This is a genomic window from Burkholderia sp. WTPI3 (genome assembly GCF_021483755.1).
In the GTDB taxonomy this organism is placed as follows: domain Bacteria; phylum Pseudomonadota; class Gammaproteobacteria; order Burkholderiales; family Burkholderiaceae; genus Burkholderia.
In genome coordinates this window covers 34,164-47,639 of record NZ_JAGIXF010000035.1, presented here as the reverse complement: position 1 = coordinate 47,639, position 13,476 = coordinate 34,164, and the positions used below count along the sequence as shown (strand labels likewise).

Annotated in this window: 10 protein-coding genes; all 10 read left to right on the top strand. The window is 68.6% G+C overall.

The window, feature by feature from the left end; all coding sequences use genetic code 11:
* The first annotated feature begins 166 nt into the window (after window positions 1-166).
* The 10 genes from J7024_RS19855 to J7024_RS19810 all read left to right on the top strand — a co-directional run bounded on the left by J7024_RS19855 (window position 167) and on the right by J7024_RS19810 (window position 12,944).
* Window positions 167-1,183, top strand: a complete 1,017-nt coding sequence (locus J7024_RS19855) for a 1-aminocyclopropane-1-carboxylate deaminase (RefSeq protein WP_124830562.1) — start codon at window positions 167-169, stop codon at window positions 1,181-1,183.
* Window positions 1,184-1,797: 614 nt separating this feature from the next.
* Window positions 1,798-3,153 carry an undecaprenyl-phosphate glucose phosphotransferase gene (locus tag J7024_RS19850; protein ID WP_233410067.1) on the top strand — a complete coding sequence of 452 codons (1,356 nt, stop codon included), beginning with the start codon at window positions 1,798-1,800 and terminating at the stop codon, window positions 3,151-3,153.
* Window positions 3,154-3,205: 52 nt separating this feature from the next.
* Window positions 3,206-4,357 carry a polysaccharide biosynthesis/export family protein gene (locus J7024_RS19845; RefSeq protein WP_124830564.1) on the top strand — a complete coding sequence of 384 codons (1,152 nt, stop codon included), beginning with the start codon at window positions 3,206-3,208 and terminating at the stop codon, window positions 4,355-4,357.
* Window positions 4,354-4,851, top strand: a complete 498-nt coding sequence (locus tag J7024_RS19840) for a low molecular weight protein-tyrosine-phosphatase (RefSeq protein ID WP_124830565.1) — start codon at window positions 4,354-4,356, stop codon at window positions 4,849-4,851. Before J7024_RS19845 ends, J7024_RS19840 begins: the two co-directional genes overlap by 4 nt.
* A complete protein-coding gene (locus tag J7024_RS19835) occupies window positions 4,848-7,145 on the top strand; it encodes a GNVR domain-containing protein (protein WP_234745385.1) in 2,298 nt (765 codons plus the stop codon). The genes J7024_RS19840 and J7024_RS19835 overlap by 4 nt, the downstream gene beginning before the upstream one ends.
* The gene (locus J7024_RS19830) at window positions 7,142-8,380 is read left to right on the top strand and encodes a glycosyltransferase (protein ID WP_234745383.1); all 1,239 of its coding nucleotides are present in this window, start codon (window positions 7,142-7,144) and stop codon (window positions 8,378-8,380) included. The genes J7024_RS19835 and J7024_RS19830 overlap by 4 nt, the downstream gene beginning before the upstream one ends.
* Window positions 8,377-9,540: a polysaccharide pyruvyl transferase family protein gene (locus J7024_RS19825; RefSeq protein WP_124830568.1), complete on the top strand. Its 1,164-nt coding sequence runs from the start codon at window positions 8,377-8,379 to the stop codon at window positions 9,538-9,540. Before J7024_RS19830 ends, J7024_RS19825 begins: the two co-directional genes overlap by 4 nt.
* Window positions 9,534-10,826 (top strand): polysaccharide biosynthesis protein, encoded by a 1,293-nt coding sequence (locus J7024_RS19820; protein ID WP_175751148.1) that lies wholly within the window; start codon window positions 9,534-9,536, stop codon window positions 10,824-10,826. Before J7024_RS19825 ends, J7024_RS19820 begins: the two co-directional genes overlap by 7 nt.
* Entirely contained in the window at window positions 10,816-11,910 is a 1,095-nt protein-coding gene (locus J7024_RS19815) for a hypothetical protein (RefSeq protein ID WP_233410066.1), read from the top strand. Before J7024_RS19820 ends, J7024_RS19815 begins: the two co-directional genes overlap by 11 nt.
* Complete coding sequence (locus J7024_RS19810) at window positions 11,907-12,944, top strand: acyltransferase family protein (protein ID WP_175761415.1); 1,038 nt, start codon at window positions 11,907-11,909, stop codon at window positions 12,942-12,944. Before J7024_RS19815 ends, J7024_RS19810 begins: the two co-directional genes overlap by 4 nt.
* Window positions 12,945-13,476 lie beyond the last annotated feature (532 nt).

The following is a 13,476-nucleotide window of genomic DNA, read 5'->3' as shown; positions in this document are numbered from 1 at the left end:
CAAAATTATTTCAATCATTCATATCTCATCGATAACGTAGGTCTTCACGATTTATTTCGCAAGCTCATTTCTCGCGGTCCTGCCTATCATTTTTCCATCGGGACACGGGCCGCGCACCGCGCCCCACCGATCCGGTTTCCCGCCCACCGCCCTTCGGAGCTTGTCGATGAATCTGCACCGTTTTCCCCGTTATCCGCTCACGTTCGGCCCGACGCCGATCCAGCCGCTCAAGCGCCTGAGCGCGCATCTCGGCGGCAAGGTCGAGCTGTATGCGAAGCGCGAGGACTGCAACAGCGGCCTCGCGTTCGGCGGCAACAAGACGCGCAAGCTCGAATACCTCGTCCCCGACGCGCTCGCGCAAGGCGCCGACACGCTCGTGTCGATCGGCGGCGTGCAGTCGAACCAGACCCGCCAGGTCGCGGCCGTCGCCGCCCATCTCGGGATGAAGTGCGTGCTCGTGCAGGAGCACTGGGTCAACTACGAAGATCCGGTGTACGACCGCGTCGGCAATATCCAGTTGTCGCGGATGATGGGCGCCGACGTACGGCTCGTGTCGGACGGCTTCGACATCGGCATTCGCCGCAGCTGGGAAGAAGCGATGGAGAGCGTGCGGCAGGCCGGCGGCAAGCCGTATCCGGTTCCGGCCGGGTGTTCCGAACATCCGCTCGGCGGCCTCGGGTTCGTCGGCTTCGCGGAAGAAGTACGCGAGCAGGAAGCGCAACTCGGGTTCAGGTTCGATTACGTCGTGGTCTGCTCGGTCACGGGCAGCACGCAAGCAGGGATGGTCGTCGGCTTCGCTGCCGACGGGCGCGCGGATCGCGTGATCGGCATCGACGCGTCGGCAACCCCCGAGCGCACGCACGAACAGATCACGCGCATCGCACGGCATACGGCCGAACTGGTGAGCCTCGGTCGCGATATCGACGAAAAGGATGTGGTACTCGACACGCGCTATGCCGGACCCGAATACGGGCTACCGAACGACGGCACGCTGGACGCGATTCGTCTGTGCGCACGGCTGGAAGGCATGCTGACCGACCCAGTCTACGAAGGGAAATCGATGCACGGAATGATCGACAAGGTGCGCCGCGGCGAATTCGAGCCGGGATCGAAAGTGCTCTATGCGCATCTCGGCGGGGTGCCCGCGTTGAGCGCGTATGCGGAGATCTTCCGCAACGGCTGATGTCCGGTCGATGTCGGTCCGGCGCGCGTCGGTGCGCGCCATGAGATGGAACCGGCCCGGGCGGTGATTGTCCGCATCGGGCCGCGGTCATTTTGCGATTCGGCGCATCCCGCGCCGCCGCTTCCCATCCCTTCCAGCGCCCCTTCCCACTACGTTCGAGCGCTCGCGCCAAACTCGGTGCATGCTCGCAGCGATTCGAACTTTCTCGTAAAAAAAATTCAACGATGCGGATCGATTCGAAATCATTCGTACGTGTACGAACATCTGTCCGCCCTATTTAGTAGACGTTCTATTTAAATCGGTACCCCACTTACCGAAAATTGACCCGGTCAATTCGATCGCAACGTTTCGCAAACATTCGCGCCATGCGAATGCGAATCTCAAAACGTCGGCGCAACGCATCCGCCCGGCGGCAAGTCAGGCAGCGTCACCGTCCATCGATTGTCAATTCCGCGCAATAGAACCGCCGCATCCGGCATTCGCCGTTTGCACGATCTTGTGCGCCGAATCCGGGCGACAGCCGACGGGAGATCAAACAGAAGGTAGCAACTGGGTATATGGATACGTCTTTCGAAGTACGACGCGCCCGCGCGCCGCAGAACGCCGGGGGATCAATGGCACGGGCATCCGACGTCGCGCTGATTTCGGCTTGCGCGCTGGCCGCGACACTGGTTCTGCCCGCACCGGAAGGCGACGGGGCGGCTGAACTCGCAAACGTGGCCTGCGCGGCGACGTTCGCGCTGGTGCTGTTCCCCGCATTCCGCCTTTACCACGTGCGGCCGGGCCAGTCGGCATGCCGCGCCGCGGCCGTCACGGCGTTCGCATGGCTGCTCGCCCAGGCATGCGCCGCGCTCGTGATGCGGGCCCTGCCTCCCGCGCTGAGCGTTTCGCCGTACTGGCATCTGCTGTGGACCACCACGAGCGGCATTGCCCTGGTCGGATCGCGGCTCGTCGCCCGCACGACGCTCGACCGGATCGCACGCACCCACGACGGCGCTCGCCTGGTCGCCGTCGTCGGCGCCGGCACGCATCGCGACGCGCTGCTCGAGCGCATCGACCGGTTGCCCGCGGCCGGCTTTCGTGCGGCCGCGGCACTCGACTTCGGTGTCGAGACATACGGCAACAGCGTCGATGTGCCGTCGTTTCGCTCGCTCGACGCGTTCGCGCGGCATGTACGCGAACGCGGGATTCCGGAAATCTGGCTTGCGTTGCCGATCGACGACGCACGCACCGTGATGGCCGTGCTCGACGCGTTTCGCGACGATCTCGTCAGCATCCGGCTCGTACCGGACGTCAGCAAGCTCGCGATGTTCGACGGCGACGTGATCGATCTGGTCGGCGCACCGGCGATCAATCTCGTCGCATCGCCGCTGTCGTCGCGCGCGCTGCTGCACAAAGCCGTCTTCGACCGGCTGTTCGCGGCCGCCGTCCTGACCTTTACCGCACCGCTGCTGCTCGCGATCGCGCTGGCGATCCGGCTGTCGTCGAACGGGCCCGTGCTGTTCCGGCAGCAGCGCAAGGGCGCCAACGGCCAGACATTCACGATCCTCAAGTTCCGCACGATGCGGCTTCACGACGGCGGCGGCCCGGTCAGGCAGGCCACGCGCGACGATCCGCGCATTACGCGAGTCGGCGCATTCCTGCGCCGCACGAGCCTCGACGAGCTCCCGCAGTTCATCAACGTGCTGCGCGGCGAGATGTCCGTCGTCGGGCCGCGTCCGCATGCGCTCGAACACGACGACCTGTACCGGAAGATCGTCGACGGCTACATCCATCGCTATCGCGTGAAGCCCGGCATCACTGGGTGGGCGCAGGTCAACGGCCTGCGCGGCGAAACCGATCGTATCGAGAAGATGCAGCGCCGCATCGAAGCCGACCTCTACTACCTGCGCAACTGGTCCTTCGCACTCGACATGCGCATCGTCATGGCCACCGCGCTGCACGGCTGGACCCACCGCAACGCGTACTGACTCGCACGCGGCACGCAATCGCACGGCCCTCCATCAACGATAAGGATTGCAAATGAAAACCGCACTGAACGCGCGGAGCGGCTCCGCGTCTGCGTCCGTCTCGCGCGGGCTGCTGACCGCGACGCTCTGCATCGCGCTGTCGGCCTGCGCATTCGCGCCCGGCATGCGCATGAGCACCGCGCCCGACCCGAGCGGCGACACGGCCGCCGACGGCGCGCCGCCGTTCCGCATGACGCGGATCGACGCCGGCCTGATCCGCGATCTTGACGCCCGGGCCGCGCGCCAGCAGGACATCCAGTCCGGCCAGCTCGCCGCACCGGCCGGCCCGTACCGGATCGGCGCCGGTGACGTGCTGCAGGTCACCGTCTGGGATCACCCCGAACTCGCCGCCGCCCAAGGTGCCGCGCCGCAGGGAACGCCGCGCGCGGCCGACCCCGTTGCCGGCTTCGTCGTCGATCCGCACGGCAAGCTGTCGTTTCCGTTCGCGGGCGACGTGCAGGTGGCCGGCCTGACCGTCGACGCGGCCCAGGCCCGGATTGCCGCGGCGCTGGCACGCGTCTATCGCGATCCACAGGTGACGCTGCGCGTCGCATCGTTTCGTTCGCAGCAGGTCTACATCGACGGCGAGGTACGCACGCCGGGCGCGCAGCCCGTCAACGACGTGCCGATGACGCTCTACGAAGCGCTTGGCCGCGCGGGTGGCCTGAGCCCGAGCGCCGACCAGAGCCGCATGACGCTCGTGCGCAACGGCGAGACCCATTCGCTCGACCTGAGCCGGATGCTGCGACAAGGCGTCAACCCGGCCGACGTCGTTCTCGCGGCCGGCGATCTGCTGCACGTCCCCGCCCGCAGCGACTACGGCGTGTACGTGATGGGCGAAGTCAACAAGCCCGCGCTCGCGGTACCGCTGCGCGACGGCCGCCTGACGCTCTCCGACGCGCTGTCGCAAGCCGGCAGCATCAACGCCGGCACGGCCGACGCGGCCCAGATGTTCGTGATCCGCGGCTCCGGCACCGACCACCCGCAGGTGTTCCACCTCGACGCGCGCTCGCCGGTGTCGATGGTGCTCGCCAACGAGTTCGAGCTGCAGCCGAAGGACATCGTCTATGTCGACGGCAACGGCCTCGTGCGCTTCAGCCGCGTGCTCAGCCTGCTGCTGCCGGGCGTCAATACCAGCGCGGCCGCCGCGCTCGCCGTCAAATGACGCCCGTCGCCACCCTGCTCGTCGTATGCATCGGCAACCTGTGCCGCAGCCCGATGGCCGAGGCGCTCTTTCGCGTGCGCCTGCCCGGTATCGACGTGCAGTCGGCCGGCATCGGCGCGCGCGACGGTCAGCCGGCCGATCCGCACGCCGTTCACCTGATGCGCGAGCACGGCTTCGACCTTGCCGCGCATCGCGCACGCCGCCTGCCGCCGGCGCTCGGCGCGCGCGCCGACCTGATCCTGACGATGGACCTCGCGCAGAAGCGCTGGCTCGAGCAGTGCGTGCCGGCGCTGCGCGGCCGCGTGTTCAGGCTCGGCCTGCCCGACCCGGCGGCCGGTCTGCCGACCGGCTTCGACGTACCGGACCCGTATCTCGGCCCGCGTGCGGCGTTCGAGCACAGCCTGCGGCTCATCGAACGCGGCGTCGACGCGTGGTGCGCGCGCATCGCATCGCCGCCTTCCCTCCCTTCCTCGCATTCCGAGTCGAACCGATGACCTCCACTCCCTCTCGCGAGCGCGAGCACGCTCGCGACGCCGAACTCGACCTCGCTGGCGCGATCGACGTGCTCGTTTCCCGGCGCTGGCTGATCGCCGTCGTTACCGCCGCCTGCGTCGGCGCCGGTGCGCTGTACGCCTTCCTTGCGCATCGCCAGTACCAGACCGACATCATGGTGCAGGTCGAGGACAGCGGCGACACGTCCGCCGCCAAAAGCATGCTCGGCGACGTGTCGTCGCTGTTCGACATCAAGTCGAGCGCGTCGGCGGAAGCGCAGATTCTCGCGTCGCGGCTCGTCGTCACGCGCGCGGTCGACGAATTGCGCAGCTACATCGTCGTGCAGCCCAAGCGCTTCCCCGTCGTCGGCGAATTCGTGTCGCGCTTCCATCCCGGCCTTGCACGCCCCGGCGTGTTCGGCCTGGGCGGCTACGCGTGGGGTCGCGAGTCGGCCGAGCTCACGCGCTTCGACGTGCCGAAGTCGCTCGAAGGCGAACGCTTCGAGTTGTCGATGCTCGACGCCGGCCGCTACCGGCTCGCCGGCGCCGCGCTGCCCGCGCCCGTCACCGGCACGATCGGCCACCCGCAGGCGTTCGACACCACCGACGGTCCGGTCGCGATCGACGTCGCGCGCATCGATGCGCTGCCGGGCGCCCGCTTCACGCTCGTGCGGGAATCGCGCGCCGGGACGATCGACACGCTGCGCCGCGGGCTCGATGTCCAGGAGAAGCTCAAGCAGTCGGGCGTCATCGTCGCGACGCTGCGCGGCACCGATCCGCAGCGCGTCCAGGCACAGCTCCAGGCGATCGCGAATCACTACATCCGCCAGCATATTGAGCGCAAGTCCGCCGATGCCGCACAGTCCCTCGCGTTCCTCAATGCGCAGTTGCCGGTGCTCAAGAAGCAGCTTCAGGATGCCGAGCAGCGCTATACCGACCTGCGCAACGCGAACGGCACGATCGATCTCGACGCGGAGGCCACGCTGCTCCTGAAGCAATCGGCCGACGCGACGACACGCCGGCTCGAATTGCAGCAAAAACGCGACGAAATGGCGTCGCGCTTCGCGGCAGGCCATCCCGCCATGATCGCGCTCGACGCACAGATCGCGACGCTCGCGCGCGAGCGGCAGGCGTTCGAACACCGCATGCGCAGCCTGCCCGACCTGCAGCAGGACGCCGTGCGACTGATGCTCGACGTGAAGGTCGACACCGATCTCTACACGGCACTGCTCGCCAACGCACAGCAGCTCGAACTGGTCAGGGCCGGCAAGACCGGCAGCGTGCGGATCGTCGACATGCCGGTCGTGCCGGAGGACGCCGTTCGCCCGAACCGGCCCGTCGTGATCGCCGCGGCGGCGCTGATCGGCCTCGTGCTCGGCGTCGCGCTGGCGTTCGCTCGCGACTATCTGTTCGGCGGCGTGCGCGATGCCGACGAGATCGAGCGGCATCTCGGTATCGACGTTTACGCGACCGTCCCCGAATCGGTCGGCCAGCGGCGCATCGCACGACACATCGCGCAACACCTGCCCGCACCGCACCTGCTGAGCGCCCTCGATCCGCACGACCCCGCGGTCGAAAGCCTGCGCAGCCTGCACACCGCGCTGCGCTTCGCGATGCAGGGCGCGCGTAACAACGTACTCATGCTGACGGGCCCCGTGCCGGGCGCGGGCAAGTCGTTCGTCGCGGCGAATTTCGCCGCGCTGCTGGCCGCGGGCCGCGAACGCGTGCTGCTCGTCGACGGCGATCTCCGCAAGGGCTATCTTCACGAATCGCTGGGCGTCCCGCGCGAAGCGGGTTTCGCCGAGCTGCTGTCCGGGGCCATGCCCCCGGCGGACGCGATCCACCGAGACGTGCTCCCGAATCTCGACTTCATCGCGACCGGCACGCTTGCCGAGCATCCGGCGCAATGGCTCGCCGACCATCGCGTCGCGGCGCTGCTCGCCACGCTGTCGTCGCGTTACGACCGCGTCGTGATCGACGCGGCGCCGATTCTCGCCGTCAGCGACGCAGTCGCGCTCGGCCGGCATGCGGGCACCGTACTGCTCGTCGCGCGCGCCGCATCGACGCGCATCGCCGAACTCGGCGAAGCCGGCCGCCGCCTCGCGCACAACGGTGTCGCGGCAAGCGGCGTGGTGCTCAACGGCGTCGACCCGCGCACCGGCCGCTACGGTTCGCGCTACGGCGCGTATCGCTATTCGCAGTACCGCTACGGGCCGCCGGGCGACGGCGCCGGGTCGTCGGTCCGGCGCGCGCTGCGGGCCTGCCGCTCCCGATTCCATCGCGGAGGCGCGCGATGAGCGAAATCCGCAGCCTCGAACGCGCCGCCCCCAGCGAAACCCGTCACGCGGCGGTTCCGCACACCGCCGACACGCGCACCCAAGGCTCGCCGCGACTGCGCATCGCGTTCGTCGTGGAAGCCGCCGGCGGCGGCGTGGCCGTTCATCTCGCCGACCTGATCGACGGGCTGGGCGCTTCCGACGGTGTCGAATTGCACCTGATCGTGCCCGACGGCGCGCGCTTCGACGAACGCATCCTCGACGAACGCGTACTGTCCCGTTGCGCGAGCGTGCATCGCATCCCGATGCAGCGGGCCGTGGGCTGGCGCGACGCGCTGGCTGTCGCGCGCGTATACCGCCGCCTGCTGCATATCCGGCCGGATATCGTGCACAGCCACAGCTCGAAGGCCGGTGCGATCGCGCGCCTGTGTGTCGGGCCATGGCGGCAGGTCTATACGCCGCATGCCGTCTACACGCTCAATCCGTCACTAACCGATACGCAGCGCCGCTTCTACGGCACGATCGAGCGGCTGCTCGGCCGGCTGTGCACGCACCGGATCATCGCGGTATCGCGTGACGAGGCACGGCATCTTCACGACGCGCTCGGCATCCCCGCTCACCGCGTGACGACGATCGTCAACGGCGTCAAGCCGCCGGACACGATGCCGCGACGCAACGCGCGGCATGCGCTCGGCCTCCCGGACGACGCGATCGTCGTCGGCTTCGTCGGTCGCTTCGACCACCAGAAAGGCGTCGACCGGCTCGTGCGGATCGCACGCGGCGTCTATCGACAGTGCGGGCGCGGCGTGCAGTTCGTCGCGATCGGTCCCGGCGATTTCAATGCAGCGGCCGGCCCCGAGGCCGAGTATCTGCCGCCGAACCTCCACGTCGCGGGCGCCGTCGAGCGCGCAAGCCGCTACTTCTCCGCATTCAACCTGTTCGCGCTGCCGAGCCGCTACGAAGGATTTCCGTACGTATGCCTCGAAGCGATGGCCGCGCGCGTGCCGATCGTCGCGTCGCGCGTTGCCGGCGCGGCCGAGCTGATCGATGCGTACGGCATCGGCATCGTCGTGCCGAACGAGGACGACACGACGTCGTTCGCGCGCACCGTCGTGGCGCTCGCCGACGAAGCGGCGCAACGCGATCGCATGCGCGCCAACTGCGCGGCGGCGCTCGCTCCGTTCTCGGCCGCGACGATGGTCCGACGCACGCTCGATCTCTATCGCGCACTTGTCGCACAAGGAAAAACCGCATGACGTCATCTCCCCATATCGCATTGCTGCATGCGTACAGCACGCGCAACTCGGGCGACGGCCTGCTCGTCGACCTGTCCGTCGGACTGCTGCGCGAGGCCTTCGGCAACGCGACCCGCGTGTCGATCGTCGCAGCCGACCCCGCATCGTTCCCCGCCTACGACGACGTGCGCGCGGCGCCCGTGCTCGCGGATCGCGGCTGGCGCCGGCTGACCGCCGCGGCCGGCGCCGTGCTGCACGGGCGCGCCAACGGCCGGCTGCGCCCGCTCGGCGAACTCCTCGGCGAGGTCGATCTGGTCGTCGGCGTCGGCGGCGGCTACCTGCGTGCACGCAACACCCTCGAAGCGATCAAGCTGGAAGCGGGCCATCTACTGCAGATGCGCGCCGCCCGTGCGTCCGGCAAGCCGGCCGTCTACCTGCCGCAGAGCATCGGCCCGGTGATGTCGGCACGCACTGTCGACGCGCACCTGCAAGCGCTGCTCGCGTCCTTCGACACGGTGTTCGTTCGCGACGATCGTTCCGCGGCGTGCCTTGCCGCGCATCCGAACGTGCGGCGAGCACCCGACCTCGCGGTGCTCGATTTCGCGCATCGCCACGGTGCGCTCGCGCCGCCCGCCGACGGCCCGATACGCCATGTCGCCTTCGTGTTGCGCCATGCCCCCGCGTGGAGCAAGGCGCGGCGCAACCTTTACGATGCGTCGATCGCGCAGCTCGTCGAGCGGGTGCGCGGATCGTGCCGCGTCAGCTTCGCGGTCCAGAGCACCGGGCGCGGCAACGACGACCCCTCCTACTACCGCAGCCTGGGCATCGAGGACGCCCTCGTTCCGTTCAAGACGCTACTGGCGCACGACCGGCCCGACGCAGCGGTATCGGTCCGGCTGCATGGCGCGCTCGAATCGATCCTGCATGGCGTGCCGGCCTTCCACATCGCCTACGAACGCAAGGGATTCGGCGCGTATGCAGACCTTCGGCTCGACGACTGGGTCGTCAACGGCGCCGACTTCGATCCGTCCCGCGTGACCGGAACACTGCTCGCCGACGGCGCGGCGAAAGCGTTCTGGTGCGCCGCGTACTCCGGCCTCGCGCCGATCCGTGCGGCGCGCGCCCGCGTGATCGACGCACTGCGCGCCGCCCTCGACACCGGTCGGACGTCCCGATGCTGACGCGCCTCCTGCTCCGGTTCTCAGCACTCGGCCTGAAGTTCGCGCTCGCGATCGTCATCGCGCATGCCCTCGGCTTCGCCGCGCTCGCCACCTACGGGCTCGCGGTCGCGGTATCCGTGATCGCGTCGAAAGCGCTCGGGCTCGGCTTCAGCCCCGAACTGAACCGCAGACTGAGCGAAATCAACCCGCTGGCCGCGATCGGCGACGCACGCGCGCTGAGCGTCGGATACGGCGCGTTGTATCTGCTGATCGCCGCGTCGTTCGCCGTCTCGACGACGAACGGCGCCGTCGTCGCGCTGCTCGACCGGCTCTCGCTGTCGACGCCGCTCGCGTGGTGCGCGCTCCTCGTCGCGCTGTCCGAGCACGCGGCGTTCGAGGTCAACGGGTGGCTGTTCTCACTGCACCGGCCGCGTGCCGGATCGGCCTTGCTGTTCGTGCGTACCGGCGTCTGGTCCGGCCTCGCGTGCGCCGGCCTGCTCACCGGCGTGCTGGATTCGATCGAGACGGTATTCGCGCTATGGATCGCGGCAAACGCAACGGTCGTCGCCATCGCGTGGCGCAAGATCGATTCGCTCTCGCGACAGATGCGCCGCACCGGGCTGCTCGCCCCCGAGCGACACCCGCGACGCATGTGGACCGTCTGGCGGCACGGCCTGCCGTTCTATGGGGCGGCCGTGATCCTGGCGTCGCTGCAATACGCGGAACGCTTCATCGCCGGCAGCGACATCGGCGCGGACGCGCTCGGCCAGTATGTCTTCGCGTGGTCGATCGCGAATGCCGTACAGACGATCGCATTCGCGACGGTGGCGGCCACGGCCGGCCCGCGCCTCGTGCGCACGCTCGCCGACGCGCCCGACGCCTTCCTGCGTCGCACGCTGCGCGCGGTCGCGGCAAGCGCCGCCGTGACGGTGCCCGTGTCGGCCGGCATCGTCGCGGCGCATCGCGAGCTGTTCGCGCTCGCGCACGCGCCCGCCGATCGGGGCCATCTCGCGTTGCTCGCGGTGCTGCTCGTGTCATTCGTGCTGCGCGCGGCCGCCGACGTTCTGTGGAGCGCCGCGATCGCGCTGCGTGCCGGCGGCATCGTGCTGACGGCGATTGCCGCGCTCGCGCTGCTCTACGTGCCGGCCGCCCGGTATCTGATCGGCGCGGCGGGCATCGAGGGCGCGGCACTCGCCCATCTCGCGACCAGTATCGGCGTCGTCGCCGCGCTCGCGCTTATCGTCGCGCGCCACGGCGGCGATCGGCATGCCGCACGCGCGCTGGAGGGGCCGTCGCATGCTGGATAAGCTGCTTCACGCGGGCCCTCGGCTAGGCAAGGGGCTAACACGCACCATCGCCACGCTGGCCGTGGCCGCGTACTGGATCATCTATGCAAAGGCCGGCGCGTTCCTGCCGGAATTCGTGTTTCGGGACGCGGAGAAAATCCAGACCCAGATCGGTGGCGCGAACACCTACGACGGCACGTCGTTCGATGCGGTGGCCAGGTTCTACGCCGCGCTCGGCACAACGGGCACGCACCTGTTCGTCGCCGCCGTCGGCGCGCTGTGCATCTGGCGCATGCTCGGCCACGGCAGGCGCGCAGGCGCGCTGGCGGCATCCATGGTCCTGCTCGCGCCCTGCATGTTCTTCAACCTGTTCGTCGCGAGCAAGGACACGCTCGTCGTGCTGATGGCGCTCGCGCTGACCGGTGTCGCGCAACGCCGCTCGACGATTGCAACGCTCGCCGCGGCCGTCGCGCTGTACGGCGGCTACGCGCTGTTCGTGCGGCACTATTTCGCGCTGATTCTCGCGCTGGCGGTCGCCGCGCTGCTGTTTAGGCGCGCGTCGTGGCGCGGCAGGGCGTTGCTGGCGCTTGCCGTGCCGGCCGCGCTGTTCCTGTTGCCGAACGATGTGTACTACCTGCTGCAACATCCGCGCGACATGGCCGCCGACTATCTCGCGTACGGTTCGCCGTTCGGCGCGCGCACGAGCTTTCGCAACCCGTTCCCCCCGGAATCGTTCATCGCTTTCTGCGCGAACTATGCATATGGCGTGTTGCGCCTGAACCTGCCGGTGCTTTTCATGCCGGGGCTCAAGGAATTCGCGATGCAGGCGTTCGTGTGGATCGCGCTGGCCGCCGTATGGCGACGCCCGCGCGGCAGCGCGCGACCGGCTGCCGACCTGCCCGCCTGTCTCGTCATCGGCCATGTCGCCGTGTCGATGCTGTTCGAGCCCGATCTCGGCAGCTATACGCGTCACCTGTCGAGCGTCGCGCTGTTCTGCGCGATGCAGTTCGACGCCCGCCTGCCGCGCCGCTTGCGGCCCGGCGGCGCGCCCGCTTCCGCCGCCGACCGGCGTCGCCCCTCGTCACCGCCCCGCTACCATCCATGACCACGCTCGACCGGCCACGCGCTTTCTTTCCGAATCTCCAGTGCGCGCGCGCCTGCGCGGCGCTCGCGGTCGTCGGCTATCACATGAACGTGCTGCCGTTCGGGCAGGCCGGCGTCGACGTGTTCTTCGTGATCAGCGGCTTCATCATGTCGGAGGTCGCGCCGCGCGAAGGCCGCGCGTTCCTGCGCAGGCGGCTGATCCGCATCGTGCCGCTGTACTGGCTGACGACGCTCGGCGTGTACGCGATCGCGACATGGCGGCCGCAGTGGCTCAATTCGACGACCGCACGCGTCGACTATCTCGTCAAGTCGCTGCTGTTCGTACCGTACGTGAAGGAAAACGGTCATTGGGGGCCGCTGAACCTGAACGGCTGGACGCTCGAGTACGAAATGCTGTTCTACGTCGTCGTTGCGCTTGCGCTCCTGCTGGTCCGCCCCCGCCGTGCAACCGTCTGCACGGCGCTGCTGCTCGCGCTGTTCTGTCTGTACGTCGCCGCCTGCGGTACGGGCAGCGCCACTGCCGATCATCTCGGGCAGCCGTTCCTGCTCGAATTCGGTCTCGGCGTGCTCGCCCATCGCGCGCTCGCAGCGGGAATCGCCGGCCGGGTCGCGCCACACGCATGGTTCGCGCTCGTTGCCGCAGGCGTCGCGGCGATCGCGCTGCTTCAGCTCGCCTGCGGCACCCCCGCCGGCTTCGTCCGTGTCGCGGCATGGGGCGTGCCGGCGTGCATGCTGATCGTCGCACTGGTCGCACTCGACCTGAACGGCCGCTCGGTCACGAACGCGCCGAGCGCGGCGCTCGGCGCGGCCAGCTATTCGATCTATCTGCTGCATCCGTACGTGATCGGCATCGGGACCCGAATCGCGGGTGCGCAAGCCGGCCTCGATACGCCGGCTGGCATCGTGACTGCACTCGCCATCCTGGGCGCCGTATGCGGAGCGGGATACGCCTGCCACGTCATGATCGAAAAACCGATGCTGGCGATGTTGAACAGGCTCGGCAGGCAGCCGCGGCGCGAGCGGACGGCGACCTGAATGCCGCGTGGCCGCCGTGCGACGCACGGGTGGCCGGCGCGATCCGTCGCACGGGACACGCTTCGCTCGCGTCGTGCCGACACCCGAAACCGCGCACGATCCGGGCGGGCAGAAATTGCCGATCTTGACGCCAATCGCCGATTTTGCGCGGCGCTCCGATACCGCAATTCATGCAACAAATGCACATCGGACCCAAAATCGTGCAAGACAGAGTGTTCTCGCATGCGCACTCGTACTTGTTCAATATCCACACCCGCAATCGTTTCGTAATATCCACGGCTATATCGACGAACCGGCACGAATGCTTGAGACCGGTCCACATTTTCCGATCCGGGGTGGAATATTCAGTTCATCCGTCGCACTGAAGCGCCGGCGATCGCCGGCATGTCGAGCGCCCTCTCCAGGTTGCCGGTCATGCCGCGGCCGGCAAACCCCGCTGCGTCGCGCGCACCTCGCGACCCGCACACCGGCGCTCGCGCACGGTGGGCCGTATCGCTGCACCCCTGGCGCTTCGCCGCGGCGCTGCTCCTGC

Coding starts and splice junctions, on each gene's coding strand:
- J7024_RS19855 (WP_124830562.1), top strand. CDS start 167: ATGAATCTGCACCGTTTTCCCCGTTATCCGCTCACGTTCGGCCCGACG.
- J7024_RS19850 (WP_233410067.1), top strand. CDS start 1,798: ATGGCACGGGCATCCGACGTCGCGCTGATTTCGGCTTGCGCGCTGGCC.
- J7024_RS19845 (WP_124830564.1), top strand. CDS start 3,206: ATGAAAACCGCACTGAACGCGCGGAGCGGCTCCGCGTCTGCGTCCGTC.
- J7024_RS19840 (WP_124830565.1), top strand. CDS start 4,354: ATGACGCCCGTCGCCACCCTGCTCGTCGTATGCATCGGCAACCTGTGC.
- J7024_RS19835 (WP_234745385.1), top strand. CDS start 4,848: ATGACCTCCACTCCCTCTCGCGAGCGCGAGCACGCTCGCGACGCCGAA.
- J7024_RS19830 (WP_234745383.1), top strand. CDS start 7,142: ATGAGCGAAATCCGCAGCCTCGAACGCGCCGCCCCCAGCGAAACCCGT.
- J7024_RS19825 (WP_124830568.1), top strand. CDS start 8,377: ATGACGTCATCTCCCCATATCGCATTGCTGCATGCGTACAGCACGCGC.
- J7024_RS19820 (WP_175751148.1), top strand. CDS start 9,534: ATGCTGACGCGCCTCCTGCTCCGGTTCTCAGCACTCGGCCTGAAGTTC.
- J7024_RS19815 (WP_233410066.1), top strand. CDS start 10,816: ATGCTGGATAAGCTGCTTCACGCGGGCCCTCGGCTAGGCAAGGGGCTA.
- J7024_RS19810 (WP_175761415.1), top strand. CDS start 11,907: ATGACCACGCTCGACCGGCCACGCGCTTTCTTTCCGAATCTCCAGTGC.